Annotated in this window: 18 protein-coding genes; 7 read left to right on the top strand and 11 right to left on the bottom strand. The window is 68.2% G+C overall.

Annotated features, from left to right (window positions below; all coding sequences use genetic code 11):
• Nucleotides 1–63: 63 nt before the first annotated feature.
• Nucleotides 64–1,644, bottom strand: a complete 1,581-nt coding sequence (locus tag ACFWIW_RS34660) for a GMC family oxidoreductase (RefSeq protein ID WP_378372329.1) — start codon at nt 1,642–1,644, stop codon at nt 64–66.
• Between the two features lie 102 nt (nt 1,645–1,746).
• Nucleotides 1,747–2,520, bottom strand: coding sequence for a hypothetical protein (locus tag ACFWIW_RS34655; protein WP_378372328.1), 774 nt, complete (start codon nt 2,518–2,520; stop codon nt 1,747–1,749).
• A gap of 66 nt (nt 2,521–2,586) precedes the next feature.
• Here ACFWIW_RS34655 and purS point away from each other — a divergent pair, with 66 nt between their 5' ends.
• Together purS and purQ are read left to right on the top strand one after the other, a co-directional pair.
• Nucleotides 2,587–2,826: a phosphoribosylformylglycinamidine synthase subunit PurS gene (purS, locus tag ACFWIW_RS34650; RefSeq protein ID WP_125784867.1), complete on the top strand. Its 240-nt coding sequence runs from the start codon at nt 2,587–2,589 to the stop codon at nt 2,824–2,826.
• The gene (gene purQ / locus ACFWIW_RS34645) at nt 2,823–3,500 is read left to right on the top strand and encodes a phosphoribosylformylglycinamidine synthase subunit PurQ (RefSeq protein ID WP_378372327.1); all 678 of its coding nucleotides are present in this window, start codon (nt 2,823–2,825) and stop codon (nt 3,498–3,500) included. The genes purS and purQ overlap by 4 nt, the downstream gene beginning before the upstream one ends.
• A 41-nt stretch (nt 3,501–3,541) precedes the next feature.
• Here purQ and ACFWIW_RS34640 read toward each other — a convergent pair whose 3' ends face one another.
• Entirely contained in the window at nt 3,542–5,269 is a 1,728-nt protein-coding gene (locus tag ACFWIW_RS34640; RefSeq protein ID WP_378372326.1) for an ABC transporter ATP-binding protein, read from the bottom strand.
• A complete protein-coding gene (locus ACFWIW_RS34635) occupies nt 5,266–6,891 on the bottom strand; it encodes an ABC transporter ATP-binding protein (RefSeq protein WP_378372325.1) in 1,626 nt (541 codons plus the stop codon). The genes ACFWIW_RS34640 and ACFWIW_RS34635 overlap by 4 nt, the downstream gene beginning before the upstream one ends.
• A gap of 119 nt (nt 6,892–7,010) precedes the next feature.
• Here ACFWIW_RS34635 and purL point away from each other — a divergent pair, with 119 nt between their 5' ends.
• A complete protein-coding gene (gene purL / locus ACFWIW_RS34630; RefSeq protein WP_378372340.1) occupies nt 7,011–9,293 on the top strand; it encodes a phosphoribosylformylglycinamidine synthase subunit PurL in 2,283 nt (760 codons plus the stop codon).
• A gap of 368 nt (nt 9,294–9,661) precedes the next feature.
• Here purL and ACFWIW_RS34625 read toward each other — a convergent pair whose 3' ends face one another.
• From ACFWIW_RS34625 to ACFWIW_RS34600, 6 genes are all read right to left on the bottom strand, one after another.
• Entirely contained in the window at nt 9,662–10,504 is an 843-nt protein-coding gene (locus tag ACFWIW_RS34625; protein WP_378372324.1) for a hypothetical protein, read from the bottom strand.
• Nucleotides 10,501–11,610 (bottom strand): pentapeptide repeat-containing protein, encoded by a 1,110-nt coding sequence (locus ACFWIW_RS34620; protein WP_378372323.1) that lies wholly within the window; start codon nt 11,608–11,610, stop codon nt 10,501–10,503. The genes ACFWIW_RS34625 and ACFWIW_RS34620 overlap by 4 nt, the downstream gene beginning before the upstream one ends.
• A complete protein-coding gene (locus ACFWIW_RS34615) occupies nt 11,607–12,401 on the bottom strand; it encodes a Twin-arginine translocation protein TatA (protein WP_378372322.1) in 795 nt (264 codons plus the stop codon). The genes ACFWIW_RS34620 and ACFWIW_RS34615 overlap by 4 nt, the downstream gene beginning before the upstream one ends.
• Nucleotides 12,402–12,566: 165 nt before the next feature.
• Entirely contained in the window at nt 12,567–13,412 is an 846-nt protein-coding gene (locus ACFWIW_RS34610; RefSeq protein ID WP_378372321.1) for a lysozyme, read from the bottom strand.
• Nucleotides 13,413–13,604: 192 nt separating this feature from the next.
• On the bottom strand, nt 13,605–14,420 hold the full coding sequence (locus ACFWIW_RS34605) for a lysozyme (RefSeq protein WP_240596711.1): 816 nt from the start codon (nt 14,418–14,420) through the stop codon (nt 13,605–13,607).
• Nucleotides 14,421–14,524: 104 nt separating this feature from the next.
• Nucleotides 14,525–15,142: a type VII secretion system-associated protein gene (locus ACFWIW_RS34600; protein ID WP_037334719.1), complete on the bottom strand. Its 618-nt coding sequence runs from the start codon at nt 15,140–15,142 to the stop codon at nt 14,525–14,527.
• Nucleotides 15,143–15,195: 53 nt separating this feature from the next.
• On the opposite strand from ACFWIW_RS34600, the gene ACFWIW_RS34595 reads away from it, so the two are divergent.
• Entirely contained in the window at nt 15,196–15,579 is a 384-nt protein-coding gene (locus ACFWIW_RS34595) for a sterol carrier family protein (protein WP_378372320.1), read from the top strand.
• Nucleotides 15,580–15,745: 166 nt separating this feature from the next.
• On the opposite strand, the gene ACFWIW_RS34590 is transcribed toward ACFWIW_RS34595, so the two are convergent.
• Entirely contained in the window at nt 15,746–16,543 is a 798-nt protein-coding gene (locus tag ACFWIW_RS34590) for an SAM-dependent methyltransferase (protein ID WP_240596715.1), read from the bottom strand.
• Between the two features lie 202 nt (nt 16,544–16,745).
• Here ACFWIW_RS34590 and ACFWIW_RS34585 point away from each other — a divergent pair, with 202 nt between their 5' ends.
• The 3 genes from ACFWIW_RS34585 (at nt 16,746) to ACFWIW_RS34575 (ending at nt 18,534) form a co-directional block, all read left to right on the top strand.
• Entirely contained in the window at nt 16,746–17,624 is an 879-nt protein-coding gene (locus ACFWIW_RS34585; protein WP_378372319.1) for a helix-turn-helix domain-containing protein, read from the top strand.
• Between the two features lie 285 nt (nt 17,625–17,909).
• Nucleotides 17,910–18,149: a DUF397 domain-containing protein gene (locus ACFWIW_RS34580; RefSeq protein WP_005152616.1), complete on the top strand. Its 240-nt coding sequence runs from the start codon at nt 17,910–17,912 to the stop codon at nt 18,147–18,149.
• Complete coding sequence (locus ACFWIW_RS34575; protein WP_378372318.1) at nt 18,133–18,534, top strand: hypothetical protein; 402 nt, start codon at nt 18,133–18,135, stop codon at nt 18,532–18,534. The genes ACFWIW_RS34580 and ACFWIW_RS34575 overlap by 17 nt, the downstream gene beginning before the upstream one ends.
• The last annotated feature ends 250 nt before the right edge of the window (nt 18,535–18,784 follow it).

Below are 18,784 nucleotides of genomic sequence, written 5' to 3'. Positions count from 1 at the left end.
CGGAGGGTCTTGGGGCTCGTGAGTGGTAAGGACGGTTAGAACCGTCCTTACCACTCACGAGCGCTACTTGCCCCGGATGAGGTCCGCGGCCTTCTCCGCGACCATGATCGTCGGCGCGTTCGTGTTCCCGCGCGGCACCACCGGCATCACCGAAGCGTCCACCACGCGCAGCCCCTCCACCCCGCGCACCTTCAGCGACGGATCGACGACGGCGTTCTCGCCCGTCCCCATCGAGCAGGTCCCCACCGGGTGGTACAGCGTCTGCGTCTTCTCGCGCACGTAGTCGGCCAGCTCATCGTCGGTCAGGTCGTGCCGCTCCGGCAGGAACGGCTTGTCCAGATACCGCGCCAGCGGACCGGACTTCCCGATCTCCACCAGCGCGCGCATCCCGGCGAGCATCTTCTCCATGTCCACGGATTCCGCGTAGTACGCCGGGTCGATTTCGGGCTTCCACAAGGGATTCCCCGACTTCAACCGAAGACGTCCACGGCTCGCGACGTCCACGAGGGTCGCCGCCGACGTGAAGCCCGGCACCGTCGGCTCGCGCATCCCGTTGTCGTAGAACAACGTCGGCGCGACGTGGATCTGCATGTCCGGCGGCGAGACACCGTCCGCGGCGGGGAAGAACGCGCCCGCCTCGCCGATGTTCGAAGCCAGCGGGCCGCGTTTGGTGAGCTGGTAGCGCACCAGGCCGCCGGGTGTCGCCGCGTCCACCAGATCGGTGGTGCCGCGCGTCGACCAGATGATCCCGCAGGCCGGATGGTCGTGCAGGTTCTCGCCGACGCCGGGAAGCGCGGCCACGACGTCGATCCCGTGCTCACGCAGGTGTTCCGCCGGGCCGACCCCGGACAGCATCAGCAGTTGCGGCGAGTTCACCGCGCCACCGCTCAGCAGGACCTCGGTCGACGCGCGCACGGTCGTCTCGGCACCTTGGTCCAAATAGGACACTCCGACGGCCCGGGTGCCTTCGAAGACCACGCGGGTGGCCTGCGCGTTGGTCCGCACGGTGAGGTTCGGACGCGACAACGCCGGCCGCAGGTACGCGTCGGCCGTCGACCATCGGCGGCCCTTCTTGCAGGTCACCTGGTAGACGCCGGCGCCTTCCTGAGACTCGCCGTTGAAGTCGTCGGTGCGTTTGAGGCCCCAGGCGACGGCGGAATCGACCCAGGCGAGCGACAGCTCATGGGTGAAGCGGCGGTCTTCGACGTTCAGCGGCCCGTCGGTGCCGTGCAGTGGCCCGCCGAGCCGCTGGTTCCCCTCCGCCCGTTTGAAATACGGCAGGACGTCGTCGAAGCCCCAGCCCTCGGCGCCGTGCCCGTCACGCCAGCCGTCGTAGTCCGCGCGGTTGCCGCGGATGTAGATCATCGCGTTGATCGACGAACAGCCGCCGAGCGTCTTCCCTCGTGGCCAGTACAGCGTCTGGCCGGTGTGCTTCTGCTCGACGGTCTCGTAGTTCCAGTCCCATTTCGTCTTGAACAGACCGGGGAACGCGGCGGGGATGTGGATCTCGTCGGCGTCGTCCTCGCCGCCGGCTTCGAGCAGGAGCACCCGCGCCGACGGATCCTCGCTCAGCCGGTTCGCCAGTACGCATCCCGCGCTGCCCGCGCCGACGATCACGTAGTCGAAGGAGTCCTGATCGGCCACGGTGCCTCCTGCTGCTCGCCCGGTGTTGACGCCCCGCCAATGGGCTCATCTTGGCCCAGCGCCGCGCTCCGAGCATCCCCCAGACGAAGGATCGGTGCGAGCTCAGTCGGAATCGGGTGAAAAAGAGGTCACGCAGGGGCCGCCCTCTGCGTCGTCCTCGGTCTCGATCCGGCCGGGGTTCCGGACGCCGTCGACCTCGCCCGCGAGATGCAGGATCGTCTGCTTCGCGGTGGTCAGCACGTCGGCGTTTTCGACGGTGTACCTCGCCTCGCCGTGGATGATCTGCTGCACGCCCTCGCGCGTCGTGTCCGCCACCGTCTCGCACAGCACGGACAACGCCGCCGGGATGTCGCGCGTGTTGATCGCGTCGACGAACTTGTTCCCCGCCTCTTCCCCGGTCTTGACGTCCGGACGCGGCGACGGCTTCGTGTCGAGGCTCGGCAGCGGCTCGGGTTCGCCGCCGACCTTGGCGTCGCGCACGCACCAGCCGCCCTCGGCGGGGATCATCGCGATCCCGACGGTCTGGCCCCCGGCGGTGAACGCGGCCGAGTACTCCTGCGCCGCACGCTGGTGCGCGGGCGTGCTCGGCTGTGCGCCTTCCGAGACGGCCAACATCTGCTCGACGGTGTAGGACCGCTTCGAGCGGATCGGACACCAGAGTTGACTGAGGCGACCTTCGCCGACGCCGTTCACGAAAGACCGGCCCAGCTGCTCCGGCGTCGCACGCGACGTGGTGTCGGGCTTGGTCTTGAAGAACCCCGGCGTCACGAAACCGGTGAACGCGACACCGCCCGCGATCAGGACGAAGACCAGCGCCAGCGTGATCCAGAGGCCGGTCTTCGACTTCTTCGGCGGTGCGTACTGCCCGTAGGTCATGCGGCAACCGTAGTGAAGTAGGCTCGGGCGGTACCCACGACCTGCGTGAATAAGGAGCAGCCTGCCGTGGCCCGAGTCGTCGTCGACGTCATGCCCAAGCCCGAAATCCTCGACCCGCAGGGCCAAGCCGCGCTCGGCGCGGCCGGTCGTCTCGGCTTCACCGGGATCACCGAGATCCGTCAGGGCAAGCACTTCGAGATCGAGGTCGACGACTCCGTCGACGACGCGACGCTCGAAAAGATCGCCGAAGGTTTCCTCGCGAACCCCGTCATCGAGCAGTGGACCATCAAGCGGGTGGACGCGTGAGCGCCCGCATCGGGGTCATCACCTTCCCCGGCACGCTCGACGACGGTGACGCGGCCCGCGCGGTCCGCTACGCCGACGCCGAAGCCGTGCCGCTGTGGCACGCGGACGAAGACCTCAAGGGTGTCGACGCCGTCGTCGTCCCCGGTGGCTTCTCCTACGGCGACTACCTGCGCGCCGGCGTCATCGCCCGGTTCGCGCCGGTGATGTCGTCGGTGATCGACGCCGCCCACAAGGGCATGCCGGTGCTCGGCATCTGCAACGGCTTCCAGATCCTGTGCGAGGCCGGGCTGCTGCCGGGCGCGATGATCCGCAACGCGGGTCTGCACTTCATCTGCCGTGACCAGTGGCTGCGTGTCGAGAACAACGACACCGCGTGGACCACCCGGTACGACAAGGGCGCCGAGATCCTCATCCCGATGAAGAACATCGACGGCTGCTTCGTCGCCGAGCAGGCCACGCTCGACGAGCTGGAGGGCGAGGGCCGCGTGGTGTTCCGCTACGTCGGCGGCAACCCCAACGGCTCGCGCAACGACATCGCCGGGATCCGCAGCGAGAACGGCCGCGTCGTCGGGCTCATGCCGCATCCGGAGCACGCCATCGACGCCCTCACCGGGCCTTCCGACGACGGGCTCGGCATGTTCTACAGCGCCGTGGACGCGCTCGTCTCCGCGTAACGCTCGTGAGTGGTAAGGACGGTTAGAACCGTCCTTACCACTCACGAGGCCGCGGCCACCAGGGCGGAGTAGGGGCCTCCGGCCGCCAGCAGCTCCGCGTGCGAGCCCAGCTCGGTCACCCGGCCGCCCTCGATGACGGCGACCCGGTCGGCCGCGGCCGCCGTATGCAGCCGGTGCGCGATCGCGATCACCGTGCGCCCTTCGAGCACCGCGCTCAACGACCGCTCCAGCTCCCGCGCCGAACCCGTGTCCAGCAGCGACGTCGCCTCGTCCAGCACCAGCGTGTGCGGGTCGGCCAGCACCACCCGCGCCAGCGCCAGCTGCTGCGCCATCGCCGCCGGGACGGCGACCGCCCCGGCCCCGACCTTCGTGTCCAGCCCCTCGGGCAGGCTCGCGACCCACTCCGAAGCCCCGACCGAGGCCAGCGCCTCCAACAGCCGTTCGTCGGTCCAGTCGCCGGCCGGGAGCGTGAGGTTGTCCCGCAGCGTCCCCGCGAACACGTGCTGCTCCTGGGTCAGCAGCAGGACCTCGCCGCGCAGGACGTCGTCGGGCAGCGTCGACACCTCGGCGCCGCCGACCCGCACCGAGCCCGACGTCGGCGCCGACATCCCGGCCAGCAGCCGTCCCAGCGTCGACTTGCCGGCCCCGGACGGCCCGACGATCGCCAGCCGCTCCCCGGCGGGCACCCGAAGGTCGATCCCGTGGAGCACTTCGCGGTCCTCGTTGTAGCCGAAGCGCACGTCGCGGACCTCGATGTCCTGGCCGCGCGGCGCCTCCGAAGCCCCGTCCGAAGCCTGAGCAGGCCGAACACCCAGCAGCCGCCGCAGCGAGACCCCCGCCACCTGGATGTCCGCGAGCCAGAACAGCGCCTCGTTCAGCGGACCCGTCATGACCTGCGAATACAGCAGCATCGCGGTGATCGTGCCGAGCCCTTCCCAGCCGTTCGAGTAGGCGAGCAGGCCGAGCCCGAGCATCACCGGCACCGGCAGCACGTAGCTGATCTCCAGCGACGGGATCCACCGCATCTGCAGCGCCCGGACCTCGCGCTCGCCCAGCATCGACGCGTCGAGACCGTCGTGCCCGGTCCGGATCCGGCGGCCGGTCAGGTTCAGCGCCTCGGCCGTCCGCGCGCCCTCCGCGGTCTCGTGCGTGGTGGACTGCAGCTCGGACCACTTGTCCAGCATCCGCCGCATCACGTCCGGGATCCGCCGCTGGTACCAGATGTTCACCGGCACCAGCAGCGGCAGCGCGACCAGCAGGCCCAGCGCCAGGAACGGGGACGTGATCACCATCGCCACCACGGTGAACACCACCGTGACCGCCGCGATCAGGATCTCCGGCGCGCCGAAACGCACCGCGTGGTCGATGCGGCTGACGTCGGTGGTCGCCCGGCTGAGCAGGTCACCGGTGCCCGCGGCCTCGACCGTCCCGAGCGGCAGGTTCAGCGCGTTCCCGACGAACTCCTCGCGGTTCTTCGCCAGGATCCGCTCGCCGAACACCCGCGCGCGCAGCCGCGCCAGGCCCTTGAACCACGCCTGCGTACCCAGGACGACCACGAACGCGATCGCCAGCCAGGTGATCGTGGCGGTCGTCGTGCCGCCGACGACCTCGTCCACCAGCGCGCCCAGCAGTCGCGGCCCGGCCAGCCCGATCGCGGTCGCGACGCAGAACAGGCCGAGCATCACGGAGAACTCGCGCTTGTTGGCTCGCGCGGTCTCCTTGATCCATCGTCGAACGTCCTTCTTGTCTGCCAGCGGCAGCTTCTTCATGCCGGTACTTTCGTATCGATGACCACATCGGCCACATGTGTCCACAAAGGACTCTGGCTGAACACGACGGTGGTCTTGCCGCGCCGCAGCTTCGCGACGCGTTCGGTTATGCGGGCTTCGGTATGCGCGTCGACGGCCGAGGTCGGCTCGTCGAGCAGCAGGACGTCGGCGCCGGTCGCCAGCGCGCGGGCCAGGTTCAGCCGCTGCCGCTGACCACCGGAGACCTCACGTCCGCGTTCACCGATCACCTCGTCGACGCCGTTGGGCAGCGCGTCCACGATATCCTCGGCGTCCGCCGCGTACAGCGCTTCGGTGATCTCGACGTCGCCGGGTTCGGCGGGGCTGACCTGCTCGCGCAGCACCCCGGAGAACCAGATGTCCTGGTTGTGCGCGAACACGACCCGCCGCCGCAGCTCGTCGAGCGCGACCCGGTCCACCGGAACCCCGCCGACGAGGGCAGGTTCACTCGGATCGGTGAACCGCGCCATCCGCGACGCCACCGCTTCGGCGTCGGCCCCGACGTCGACGACCGTCAGCTTCCCGGCCTCGACCTTGATCCCTGACGTCTCGTCGTACAGGTCCAGCGGGCCTTCCGGCAGCGGCACGGGGTGCTCCGGCTCGGCGAGCGTGCGTTCGGTGGACAGCAGTTTGCACACCTTCCGCGCCGAAACCAGCGCGGCGCTCAGCACCCCCGCGAACTCGGTCGCCGTAGTCACCGGGATCACCAGGAACACCGAGACGCCGTAGAAGGTGATCAGCTCGCCGACGCCGATGGTGCCGTTGATCGCCAGCTGCGCGCCAAGCCAGGTGATGACCACCGTGACCAGGCCCGGCAGCGCGATCTCCGCCGCCGAGAGCCACGCCTCGCTGCGCCCGACCTGGACGCCGGCCGCGCGGACTTTCTGGCTGGAGCGGCGGAAGCGGTCGAGGAACTGCTTCTCGCCGCCGACTCCGCGAAGGATCCGCAGGCCGGAGACGATATCCGCGGCCAGCGCGTTGACCTCGGTCTTCTCCTCGCGCTGCTTCGTCTGGCGTTTCTCCAGCGGCTTCAGCAGCGGCCCGATACCCACCACCGCCAGCGGGACACCGACCAGCGCGACCACGCCGAGCAGCGGAGACGTCGTCAGCAGTGCCGTCGCGCACACGATGAACGCGATCAGCGAACCGAAGGCCCGCCCGAGCACCTCGAAGGAGTCGCCGATCGGGTTGATGTCGCTGGTGGTGATCGCGACCACGTCACCGGTTGTGGTCGTGTCACGCAGGTTCGCGCCCAGTTTCGCCGCGTGTTCGGTGGCGAGCCGCTGCGTCACCCCGGCGCCGTGGATCCAGCAGCCGTAGGACGCGAAATGCTGCACCGTGCCCGCGAGCGTCTGCGCGATGCCGAGCCCGGCGGCCGCGAGACCCCAGAGCCAGACGGAATCGCCGTCGCCGCGGCCGATCGCGTCGATGCCCCGGCCGATCGCGACCGGCAGGAGGGCGATCGGCAGCGACCACAGCGCACCGCTGATCGCCGAGACGGCGAGCAGCCCCGGGCGCGCGAGCATCATCCTGACCAGGTACCGCCAGGCGGTCGGCTTGGCGGGCAGACGTAGTCGCGGAAGCGGATATGTGGCGGAAAGCACGATTGTCGACGGTAAGCGGATCACCGTCGCGGGCGCGACCGATTTATCCGTGGGCGACCGACGGCGGCCTTAAACGCTCGCCTATTCTCAAGGCCGTGGCGAACCCTGATGCGGACACCGTGACCAGCACCGTTGACACCACTCAACACGCCGAGGCGACCCCCGAGCAGACCCAGCCGTACGTCGAGCTCGGCCTCGCCGACGACGAGTACGCCCGGATCCGGGAGATCCTCGGCCGCCGTCCGACCGACGCCGAACTGGCGATGTATTCGGTGATGTGGAGCGAACACTGCTCGTACAAGTCCTCGAAGAAGCACCTGCGCTACTTCGGCGAGACCGCCACACCCGAGATGAAGGAAAAGATGCTCGCCGGCATCGGCGAGAACGCGGGCGTCGTCGACATCGGCGAGGGCTGGGCGGTCACCTTCAAGGTCGAGAGCCACAACCACCCGTCCTACGTGGAGCCGTACCAGGGCGCCGCGACCGGCGTCGGCGGCATCGTGCGCGACATCATGGCGATGGGCGCGCGCCCGCTCGCGGTGGCGGACGCGCTGCGCTTCGGCCCGGCGGACGCCCCGGACACCCGCCGCGTGCTGCCCGGCGTGGTCGCCGGCGTCGGCGGCTACGGCAACTGCCTCGGCCTGCCGAATATCGGCGGCGAGCTGGTGTTCGACCAGAGCTACTCCGGCAACCCGCTGGTCAACGCCCTGTGCGTCGGCGCGATGCGCGTCGAGGACCTGCACCTCGCCTTCGCCTCGGGCAAGGGCAACAAGATCATCCTGTTCGGCGCGCGCACCGGTCTCGACGGCATCGGCGGCGTGTCCGTCCTCGCCAGCGACACCTTCTCGGGTGACGAAAGCTCGGGCGGCCGCAAGAAGCTGCCCAGCGTCCAGGTCGGCGACCCCTTCACCGAGAAGGTGCTCATCGAGTGCTGTCTCGAACTGTTCGCGCAGAAGCTCGTCGTCGGCATCCAGGACCTCGGCGGCGCCGGGCTCTCCTGTGCGACCTCCGAGCTCGCCGCCGCCGGTGACGGCGGTATGCACATCTACCTCGACCGGGTTCCGTTGCGCGCCACCGGGATGACCCCGGCGGAGGTGCTGTCCAGCGAGTCGCAGGAGCGGATGTGCGCGGTCGTCTCGCCGGAGAACGTCGAGGCGTTCATGAAGGTCTGCGAGAAGTGGGACGTCATCGCCACCGACATCGGCGAGGTCACCGACGGCGAGCACCTGGTCATCACCTGGAACGACGAGGTCGTCGTCGACGTCCCGGCGCACACCGTGGCGCACCAGGGTCCGGTGTACGACCGCCCGATCCAGCGACCGTCGGAACAGGACGCCCTGCAGGCCGACACCTCGGCGAAGCTGCCGCGTCCGTCCACTTCGGACGAACTGCGCGCCGACATCCTCAAGCTCATCTCGTCGCCGAACCAGGCGTCGAAGGAATGGGTGACCTCCCAGTACGACCGCTACGTGCGCGGCAACACCGTGTCCGCGCAGCCGTCGGACTCCGGCGTGATCCGGATCGACGAATCGACCGGCCGCGGTGTCGCCGTCTCGACGGACTGCAACAGCAAGTTCGTCTACCTCGACCCGTATGAGGGCGCGAAGCTCGCGCTGGCCGAGGCGTACCGCAACGTCGCCACCAGTGGCGCGAAGCCGGTCGCGGTCTCGGACTGCCTGAACTTCGGTGCGCCGACCGACCCCGGCGTGATGTGGCAGTTCGAGCAGGCCGTGCACGGGCTGGCGGACGGCTGTGTCGAACTCGGCATCCCGGTCACCGGCGGCAACGTCAGCTTCTTCAACCAGACCGGTGACGTGGCCATCCTGCCGACCCCGGTGGTCGGTGTGCTCGGCGTGATCGACGACGTCACCCGCCGCATCCCCACCGGGATCGGCGCCGAAGCCGGGGAAACCCTGCTGCTGCTGGGCGAAACCCACGACGAGCTCGACGGCTCGGCCTGGGCGCGCGAACTGCACGGCCACCTCGGCGGCCGTCCGCCTCGCGTGGATCTGGCGCGCGAGAAGCTGCTCGCCGACATCCTCATCGCCGGTTCCCGTGACGGCATGATCTCCGCCGCGCACGACATCTCCGACGGCGGCCTGATCCAGACGCTCGTCGAAACCGTCCTCATCGGACAGTGCGGCGCCCGCGTCTTCCTCGACACGGAGCAGGATCCGTTCGTGCAGCTGTTCTCCGAGTCCGCGGGCCGGGTGCTGGTCGCCGTGCCGCGTACCGAGGAACTGCGGTTCACCGAGATGCTGACCGCGCGCGGCCTGCCGTGGCGCAAGACCGGCGTGGTGGACCCGGAGTCGGGCTCGCTCGAACTCCAGGGCATCACGGAGTTCACCCTGGACGAGCTTCGGGAGACCTGGGAGCGCACGCTTCCGGCCCTCTTCGACTGACGCCTCGTGAGTGGCGGGTTACTTCAAGCCCGGTCCGTGAAGGCCTCCTTGAGGGACTCTGGGTCCCGGAAGGGGGCCTTCACGGACTCGATTCCGTGAAGGCCTGGTTCTGAACGTGGCAGGGCGGGCATGGGCAGCGAGTGTCCCATTTGTGCACGTATGCACGGGGTATTCGCGGGGTCGTGAGTGGCAAAGAGGGTTAGAACGACCAAAAACACTCACGACCCCCTCGGCAAGACGCGCAAAACGCCCGAATCGGGCACTTTGCCCTCCATTCCTGCCCCTTGCGGACAGTCAAGATCCAGGTCGTCGCCTCAGGACAGTGGCACAGACCAGCAGCTATACGACTTTGGAGGGGGCCAAGACACTCACGAGCCAGGAAGTGTCGAGCCGGACGGGAGCTTCGCGCCCTCAAGCGACGGCGGCTCCGCGAAGGTAGCCACGCTGAAGTCGACGGGTTTCTCCACGACGAGCTGGTCCAGCGACACCTTGCGCTCGAAGCTCGCCCTCGTGAGGTCGAGCGTCCCGTGGATGGTCACGTCCTTGAGCGAGAACTTCCCGGAGATCTGGGCGTCGGTGAGATCCACGTAGCTCGCCACCTCGCAGCGATCCGCGCCGAACCAGCCGATCCGCCTGCCGAGCAGTTCGAGCTTGTCGAGCCGCGCGTCGCTGAGGTTGAGCCCCAGCGTCGGGCCGGTGGTGCCGGCATGGGGAAGGATGTCGCGGATCAGCCGTTCGGCCGCGCGCCGGACCAGCCGTTCGCGTTCGGCGGCCGCCTCGTCTTCCTTGACCCAGTCGATCTTGCTCGGGAACTTCGGATGGTCGAACGGCCGCCGCAGGTACGCGCACAACACGTCGAGCACCGTCTGCCGGTACTCCGGCCGGGTCCTGGCCAGGCCCGCGAGCGAATGCATCGCGCCGACCCTGACCTGATCGGCCTCGTTGCCCAGCAGTTCGATCGATTTGGCGAACCGCTCGTCGGAGATCCGGCTGCGCTCGATCTCGTGCCTGTCCTCTTCGGTCCGCCTTCGCCGGTCGTTGAGCCAGAGCCCGTAGAGCGCGGCGATCGCCCCGCCCGCCAGCGCGCCGGTCTTGAGCGCGTCGCCGCGGCTGGTCGCGCGATCCGTGAGCAGCCAGGCGGTGACCCCGACGAGCACCACGATCGACGACAGCAACGTCCACAGCAGCGGCGACTTGAGCAGGCGCCTCATCGGTCCTTCACCGTGAGCCGGGCGCGGCCGTCCGGCAGGGTTTCGACGGACCAGTCCGCCGGGAGTTCGTGATCCCTCGCCGGGTCCACCGACGTGTTGTAGAGCGACACGGAACCCGGTGCCTTGCGGAACTTCAGGTCCCCGAACCCTTCGAACCGCGCGCGGCGCAGATCCAGTGCGCCCTCGAACTCGGCGTCGGCGAAGACGGCGTTCTTCGCGAAGACACTGTCCTTAAAGGACGTTTCGCCCGCGAACACCGTGTAGGAGAACTCGGCGTCCTCGCTGAACTGCACCCCGCTGAACCACGCCCGCTGCTCGAACTTGGCTTCGTTACAACGGAAGTAGCCGATCCGCTTGCCCGTCTCCGTTCCGGCGCCGGTCAGGTAGACCGGCCCGAGGAACACGCAGCCGGACAGGTTGGTGCTGCTGTACAGACCGGCATAGCGGAGCAGCAGCTTGCCGACCTTCCGCTCGGACAGGTCGAAGTACTCCAGGACCGCCCCGGTCAGGTCGAGGTCGTACCCGGGCGCGTCCTCGGCACCCGCGGGCGGGAGCAGTTCCCCGATGAGCCGCTGGGCGGTCTGCCGCACCTGGAGTTCCTGTTCCTGCTCCGGTTCACCGCGTTCGGGAAGCTTGTTCCACGGACGTTTCGCTTCTCCTTCATATCGCGGATGGTCGAACGGCCGCCGCAGATAGGAGCACAGGATGTCCAGCACGGTCTGCCGGTAGAGCTCGCGACCGCGGGCCAGCCCCGCCAGCGCGTGCAGGGCCCCCACCCGCACCTGGTCGGCGTCGTGCCCGAGCAGCTCGACGGCCTTCGCGAACCGTTCGTCCGAGATCCGGTCGCGGTCCTGGTCGGCCCGCCGCAGCTCCAGCTCCTGCCGCTGTCGCTCGACCTCCTGCCGCCGTTCCTCCACCCGGCGTCGCCTGTCGTTGAGCCACAACGCGTACAGCGCGACGATGGCGGCGCCGGCGACACCGCCGGTCTTCAACGCCTCGCTGCGGCTGGTCGCCGGATCCGTCAGCAACCAGCCGCCGACCGCGAGCAACAGGACGAACGAGAGGACGAACGTCCACAGCAACGGGGAGCGGAGGATCCGCTTCATCGGGCCTTGGAGACCAGAAGCGACGAGACGCACCAGGCGCCGGACTGGCTCTGCGCGAACATCGTTCCCTTGGCGTCCTGGCCTTCGACCGTTCCGGTGATCTCGGCCATGACGAGGTTGGTGGTGCCCTGCGTCCGCTTGACCTCGGCCGTGGAGCCCGGCGGAAGGAAGACGTCGAGCACGGAGCCCATGCTCGCCCGGCGGTTTTCACAGGCCAGCGCGATCGCCCCGGGCCGGTCGCCCGACGAGATCTTGGCGAGGAAGTCCTGGATGACCTTCACGCCCTGGGGATCGCCGGAGCTGCTGCCGCCGCTTTCGGTGCTCCGCGGGCTGCTCCTGGTCGTGCTCGACTTCGGGCTGCTCTTCGGCGCGGAGGTCGGGGCGGGCTCGGACGACGAGGGCGGCGCGGCCACGGGCTCGTCCTTGCTCAGCAGGAAGCCCGGCGCGACGAACCCGGTGACACCGAACGCGACCAGTACGACGACGCCGATCACGATCCCGATGATCAGGCCGGTCTTGCTCTTCGACGGCGGCGCGGGCGGGCCACCGAAGCCCTGCTGGTAGCCCTGCTGATTCGGGTCCCAGCCCTGCTGCGGCTGCTGGTACTGCTGGGTCTGGTCCCAGCCCTGCTGTGGCTGCTGCTGGTACTGCTGCGTCTGGTCCCAGCCCTGCTGCTGGCCGTATTGCTGCGGCTGACCGTATTGCTGGTTCGGGTCCCAGCCACCCTGCTGCGGCTGCTGTCCCTGGGGATCCTGGCCGTAGGGCTGGCCTGGCTGGGGTGGGTAGGTCATCGGTCTCGCCTTCCGTACTGGGGCCTGAGGCTTCAGATCAGACGACCGGCGGCCAGCGCTGGTTCCGGATCCGCCCCTGCCAGGGATTTCCAGGGGGAAGGTACCCCGCGCGCGAAAACGGCTCCCGGCCGAGGCCGGGAGCCGTTTCTTCACGGAATGCGCAGCTCAGCCGTTGGCCAGTGCCTGCAGACGGTCGTAGGCGCCGTTGAAGGTGTTCTGGTCGAGCGGGCTGGAGGTGTACTGCCACACGGTGTAGTAGCCCCAGCCGTAAGGCAGCGCGCCGACGGTGGAGGCGTAGCGCGCGATCCACAGCGGGACCGTGCCACCGAAGTTCTGCGACGTGCCGACACAGGTGCTCCACCAGCTCGTCGAGGTGTAGATGACGGGCCAGCGGCCGGTGCGCGCCTTGTAGCGGTCGTGGAACGCCCGGATCCACGACCCCATCGCGGACTGGCTCAGGCCGTAGCAGGTGGCGCCGTACGGGTTGTACTCCATGTCCAGCGCACCCGGCAGCGTCTTGCCGTCCTTGGACCAGCCGCCGCCGTTGTTGACGAAGAAGTCGGCCTGCGCCGCGCCACTGGAGACGTTCGGCAGGGCGAAGTGGTACGCGCCGCGGATGAAGCCCTTGTTGTAGGAACCGTTGTACTGCTGGGCGAAGTACGGGTTCTTGTAGCTCGTGCCTTCGGTGGCCTTGGTCCACACGAAGCGCTTGCCCTGGTTCCACCAGTAGTTCCAGTCGACGTTGCCCTGGTAGCTGGCCACGTCCATCCCCGCGACCGTCGCGAGCACGCCGGCCTCGGGCTGCGGCTGGGCGGCCTTGGCCTTGGACTCCGGCGTGGAGGTGTCGCCTTCCACGCGCCGGATCTGCGATCCGATCGTGTGGTCGTTCCGCTGGAGATCCTGTTCGATCGACATGATCTCGGGGGACGGGGCGGCCGACGCCTGGACCGTGCTGCTTAGCAGGAGCAGCGCGGAGCCGACGGCGATGGCGATTCTTCGGGAAGTGCGCATCACGACAATCCCTTCACGGATAACCCTCGCTGAGGACGGCGACCTTGCAGGTGGTAGCCGTCCGGGCACGATTGTTGACGACGAGTGCCGGGTTTGTCACTAACTTCCGTGAAATTGGTACTACGCGTGGGTGATTTTCATTTCCAAGTAGGGTGAGTTATGTGATCTTGTAACGCCCACTCGGGTGAGTGTTCAGCCGAGCGACAGCGCCCGCACGCGGTCGATCGTGCCGTTGAACCAGTTCTGGTCGCCGGGAAGACTGCCCTTGTTCGAGAACTGCCAGATGGTGTGGGTCTTCCAGCTCGCGGGCAGCTCGCCGATCTCCGTGTTGTAGCGCGCGATCCACAGCGGGTTCTGCCAGAACACGTTGCTGTTGCCGGTGCAGCGTTTCCACCAGCTCGTCGACGTGTAGATCGCCGGATGCCGTCCGGTGCGGTGCAGATAGGTCGTCGCGAACGACGCCATCCACGCGACCATTTGCGCCGGCGTCTTGCCGTAACAGGTTTCGCCGTACGGGTTGTATTCGACGTCGAGCGCGCCCGGCAGGGTCTTGCCGTCGCCGGACCAGCCGCCGCCGTGGTCGACGAAGTAGTGCGCCTGCGCCGCGCCGTCCGAGATGTCGGGACGCGCGAAGTGGTAGGCGCCGCGGATCAGGCCGACGCCGTAGGAGCCGTTGTACTGCTGGGGAAACCGGGGATTGACGAAGCCGGTGCCCTCGGTCGCCTTCACGTAGACGAACTTCGCGCCGGTCCTGGCCGCCCCTGGCCAGTCGACGTCGCCTTGATGGCCGCTGACGTCGTGGCCGAGTGTCTGCGCCTCACCGCCGTACAGCGGCCCCACCGACACGTTGACGCCTTCGTGCAGCGCGATCTGTGAACCGGCGTAGTGCTCCTCGGCCCCGTCGTACCTGGGCCCGCTTTCTCGTGCGACGGCGGGGGTCTGCGCGAGCAGCAAAACCCCCGCCGCGAGGACGGCCCCCCAGCCTTTCGAACACACTCTGCGACTCATCACGTCGTCACGATCCCCCGGGAAAAGGGAATCAGCGACTCGAACATCACCCGAAAGTGTTGCTTTCCGGCCGAAAAAATTGGGCCGAGTGGGTTAACCGGGTCCTAACGACGCTCGTCTGAAAGGGCTTTGTCGAGGTGCTCCGAGGGGACGATCGCGGTGAGCCGGTCGTGCGGATTGATCGTCACCGGGTGCCCGGCGAGCAGCGGGACCATGTCCCGGCCCAGCACCGCGCGGGCGTGCGGCCATTCGCGCGGGACCAGCGATTTGGCCGTGTACGCGGGTACGAGCACCTTGCCGTCGGTGTTGTGGAAGCCGATCACCGTGCGCTGCACCGGCGAAAGGGCGTAGACGAACAGCGTCGAGTCGAGGATGACGCGCGGCAGGTCGGCGGCCGGGCGGTGGTTCGTGCGCACCAGCTGGAGCAGCTGTTCGAGCTCGTTGCGCGGCTCCGGGAAGCCGAGCGCCTTGGGCGAGGGACGGTAGCGATCGTTGGGGTGGAAGTCCTCGACGATCTCGCCGCCGCCGTTCACCGGGTACGCGCCGACGACCGCCCAGGACGGCACCGGGCCGTCGGGGTCGAAGGCCTCGTCGATGACGTAAAGCCAGCTGTTCGGATTGGCCTTGGCGTTGGCGCGCATCTCTTCGGTGATCTTCGGCTTCTTCTTGCCCGCCGGGCTCGACGCCAACCGATCCGCCTCGTCCCGCTGCGCCATCGCCATCCCCACGTTCCGGGTGCCTGAAGGTTTGTTCGCGCTCACTCTACTGTTCTCCCATGGCCTCTTCGCGTACGGTCGACCCCGCTGAGTTACGAGCCGCGATCGCGGCGATTTCCCCCTGGTTGAGCGGATCCGGTCCGGATCCGGCCCGTCCCGAACTGGCCGCGGCGGTGCGGCTGAGCCTGCGGACGCTGGCCGGGGACGCCCCGGGGAAGAGTGTCGAAGTGCGGGTGCCGCCGTTCGCGGCTGTTCAGTGTGTCGAAGGATTACGCCATACCCGCGGGACCCCGCCGAACGTCGTCGAAACGGATCCGCGCACGTGGCTGGAACTGGCGACCGGGCTGCTCGGCTGGGCCGAGGCCGTCGAATCGGGGCGGGTCACCGCCTCCGGGAGCAGGGCCGATCTGGCCCGATACCTGCCGCAAGTCAAGCTGAGGTGACTCAAGCGTCTCCCCAAGGGCGCTCCGCGCCCGACGGAGACTTCACCGTCGCGCGCCTCTTTGGCCGGAGGCCACGAAAGTTCGATGAAGGGGCGCCTTGCCTGGCAGGTGACAGGCTTGCGGAACGGCGCCCCTTCGGCGAGCTTTCGTCAGCGCGCGACAGATGTCACGGCTTACGGCCGATGCCGCCCGAGATCGTCCGCTGGGCCGCGTTCAGCTCCTTGATCCGCGGGCCGTCCGGCCACCAGTCGACGCACAGCTTGACGCCGGGCTCGACCATTTCGAGGTCGTGGAACAGCTCCTCGATCTCGGCCTTGGTGCGGAAGGTGCCCGAGCCCATCGGGCTGTGGATGAAGAAGTCCTCCATCTTGCGGGCGGTCTCGGACAGCTCGTCCTCCGGGTCGGAGAAATGCGAGATCGCCACGTAGGAGCCCGACGGCAGCGCGTCGATGTACTTCTTCATGATCTTCGCGGGCTCGTCGTGCGGCCCGTTGTAGTGGTGCAGCGTGCCGAGCTGCAGCAACGCGATCGGCTGCGAGAAGTCGATGTGCCGCCGGATGTCCGGGTTCTCCATGATCCGCTCGGGCTCGAAGATGTCGTCCGAGACGAAGTGCGTGTTCTCGTTCTCCTCGAGCAGCGCGCGCCCGTGGGCGAGCACGACCGGGTCGTTGTCGACGTAGACGACCTTGATCTCCGGGTTGATCCGCTGCACGACCTGGTGCGTGTTCTCGGCCGTCGGCAGACCGGATCCGAGGTCCAGGAACTGCGTGATGCCCGTCTGGCTGGCGAGGAACCGGCAGGCGCGGATCAGGAAGCCGCGGTTCTCGGTCGCCAGGTCCTGCGCTTCGGGGGCGGCCTGCTGGACCTTGCGCAGCACCTCCCGGTCGATCTCGTAGTTGTCCTTGCCGAGCAGGAAGGCGTCGTACACCCGGGCGATGCTGGCCCGGGTCGGGTCGACACCCACGGGCACTCGTTCCGTCCGGGTCGGGGCGTCGGGCATCTTGAACCTCACAAAACTGTGTCGGAAGTCTCGGGCTCTACGTAGAGTAGAACCACGTACGCGACCGGTAAACCGAGCCATCCCTGTCGTGTCGAGGCCCAAACGTGTACTTTCAGTAATCGGCTTGTTCTCCTGTGAGTGTCGTCGTGCGAAAGGTCCCCGGTCGATGAACGCGGTCACCCCGCCTGGCGGTGAGCAGTCCCTGGGTCCCACCGCGCGACGGATGATCCTCGGCTCTCAGCTCCGCCGGATGCGCGAGGACGCGGGCATCACGCGCCAGGAGGCCGGCTACAGCATCCGCGGCTCGGAGTCGAAGATCAGCCGTCTCGAGCTCGGCCGCGTCGGCTTCAAGGAACGCGACGTCGCCGACCTGCTGACCATGTACGGGATGACCGATCCCGGTGAGCGGCAGCAGTTCCTCGACATGGTCAAGGAGTCGAACGAGCCGGGCTGGTGGCGTCGCTACGGCGACCTGATGCCGAGCTGGTTCAACGACCTCGTCGGGCTCGAAGAGGCCGCGGCCCGTATCCAGGTCTGGGAGCCGCTGTACGTCACGGGTCTGCTGCAGACCGAGGACTACGCGCGGGCGATCATGAGCCACGGCCGCAAGGACATGGTCAACGAACAGGTCGACCGCCGGGTCGCGCTGCGGATGCGGCGGCAGAAGATGCTGTCGCGGCCGGACGCGCCGCGGTTGTGGCTGGTGCTCGACGAGTCGGTGCTCTACCGGCCGATCGGCGATCGTGAGGTGCTGAAGGGCCAGATCGACCACCTGCTGGACATGATCCAGCAGCCGAACATCTCGGTGCAGGTCCTCCCGTTCGACCGGAGCGGCTATTCGGCGGACAGCGCGTTCTCGCTGCTCAGGTTCGCGGAAGAGGAATTGCCGAACATCGCCTACACCGAGTACCTGACCGGCGCGCACTACATCGACAAACGCGACGAGATCGAGCGGTACAGCCGGGCGCTGGACATGCTCGCGGTCGACGCGGAGACGCCGGACCGCAGCCGCCAGATGCTGATGAAGCGCCGCGCCGAAATCTGAGCCGATCACCGTTGTGGGGCTGGCCGCCGTTCCAGGGCCGGCCGGGGGTTTCCTTGCCAGTGCCCGAAAATCCGGCGACAAGACGTAGTTGTTCACCCGTTGGAGACGGTGCCCGTCACCCTTTGGTGGGACGGCTGAGGACTTAAGTCATCACTGCACGCGAATTCTGCAAAAACTTCTGCACGTGCATTTACCGCTGCAGTCACACGTGCTAACTTTGGGATCACAGGCAAATGCACATGCAGATGCATCGCCCGAAGTCTTCTGTCGGGGAAGGTGGGGACCATGGCTGAACAGTTCGACAACGGCATCCCGGCCGATCGTCTTACCGGCGCCCAATGGCGCAAAGCCAGCTACAGCAACGCGATCGGCAACTGCGTCGAGGTGGCGCCGCTCGCTTCCGGAGAGATCGCGATGCGCAACTCGCGCTTCCCGACCGGTCCGGCTCTGATCTACACCCAGGCCGAGATGGCCGCGTTCCTCGCGGGTGCCAAGGACGGCGAATTCGATGACGTTCTCGGGTGACACCATCACCGCGGAAATCACCGACATCGAAAGCGGCCTGCAGGAACTGATCCACCGCGGGTACCAGTTCGTGCACCCGTGCGACGCGAACGGCGAGGTCATGGCCGTGGTCGGCGTGCGAGTCCACGACAACGTGGTCGACGTGGTCCGGCTCAACGCCGAGGACGACGTCGTCGCGACCCGCATGCCCGGTACCGAGGAGGACATCCTCGAGCCCGAGGTCTGGCTGTGGCGTTCCGCCGGCGACGCGGCGACGGTGCTGACGGCACTGCTCGCGCTCCCGGACGAGCGGACGCCCGGCTCGCTCTACCTCCCGGAGACCGCGGCCAAGGGCTGCTGGGTCCCCGGCCGCGGTGGCACGTCCAAATGGCTGGCCGCGGGCTGACTCGTCTCGCTCAAGGTGGTCGTGAGTGACGGGTCTTGACACCCGCTCGTCACTCACGGTCACAGGGAACCCCGCTTCGGCCGGAGGCCCCGCTATCGCGGTGGCAGGGTGCCCTTGTCGGCCACGCGACTCGAACGGCCGATCCGCACCCCGCCGACGTCGATCGCGGACGCGGGTTCACCCAGAGTCACAGTGTCAACCCAGCTCGAAGCGTGTCCAGTGCCACGTCGCGCGGCGCGTTGATCTCCTG

The organism is Amycolatopsis sp. NPDC058340, from assembly GCF_042723975.1.
GTDB lineage: Bacteria > Actinomycetota > Actinomycetes > Mycobacteriales > Pseudonocardiaceae > Amycolatopsis.
This window is presented reverse-complemented; position numbering and strand designations above follow the sequence as displayed.

Excerpts from the sequence above, each read along its gene's own strand:
- ACFWIW_RS34585 (WP_378372319.1), top strand. The coding sequence starts at position 16,746 with ATGAACGCGGTCACCCCGCCTGGCGGTGAGCAGTCCCTGGGTCCCACC.
- ACFWIW_RS34580 (WP_005152616.1), top strand. The coding sequence starts at position 17,910 with ATGGCTGAACAGTTCGACAACGGCATCCCGGCCGATCGTCTTACCGGC.
- ACFWIW_RS34610 (WP_378372321.1), bottom strand. The coding sequence starts at position 13,412 with ATGCGCACTTCCCGAAGAATCGCCATCGCCGTCGGCTCCGCGCTGCTC.
- ACFWIW_RS34640 (WP_378372326.1), bottom strand. The coding sequence starts at position 5,269 with ATGAAGAAGCTGCCGCTGGCAGACAAGAAGGACGTTCGACGATGGATC.
- ACFWIW_RS34575 (WP_378372318.1), top strand. The coding sequence starts at position 18,133 with ATGACGTTCTCGGGTGACACCATCACCGCGGAAATCACCGACATCGAA.
- ACFWIW_RS34655 (WP_378372328.1), bottom strand. The coding sequence starts at position 2,520 with ATGACCTACGGGCAGTACGCACCGCCGAAGAAGTCGAAGACCGGCCTC.
- ACFWIW_RS34595 (WP_378372320.1), top strand. The coding sequence starts at position 15,196 with ATGGCCTCTTCGCGTACGGTCGACCCCGCTGAGTTACGAGCCGCGATC.
- ACFWIW_RS34615 (WP_378372322.1), bottom strand. The coding sequence starts at position 12,401 with ATGACCTACCCACCCCAGCCAGGCCAGCCCTACGGCCAGGATCCCCAG.
- ACFWIW_RS34600 (WP_037334719.1), bottom strand. The coding sequence starts at position 15,142 with ATGGCGATGGCGCAGCGGGACGAGGCGGATCGGTTGGCGTCGAGCCCG.
- ACFWIW_RS34620 (WP_378372323.1), bottom strand. The coding sequence starts at position 11,610 with ATGAAGCGGATCCTCCGCTCCCCGTTGCTGTGGACGTTCGTCCTCTCG.
- ACFWIW_RS34605 (WP_240596711.1), bottom strand. The coding sequence starts at position 14,420 with ATGAGTCGCAGAGTGTGTTCGAAAGGCTGGGGGGCCGTCCTCGCGGCG.
- ACFWIW_RS34625 (WP_378372324.1), bottom strand. The coding sequence starts at position 10,504 with ATGAGGCGCCTGCTCAAGTCGCCGCTGCTGTGGACGTTGCTGTCGTCG.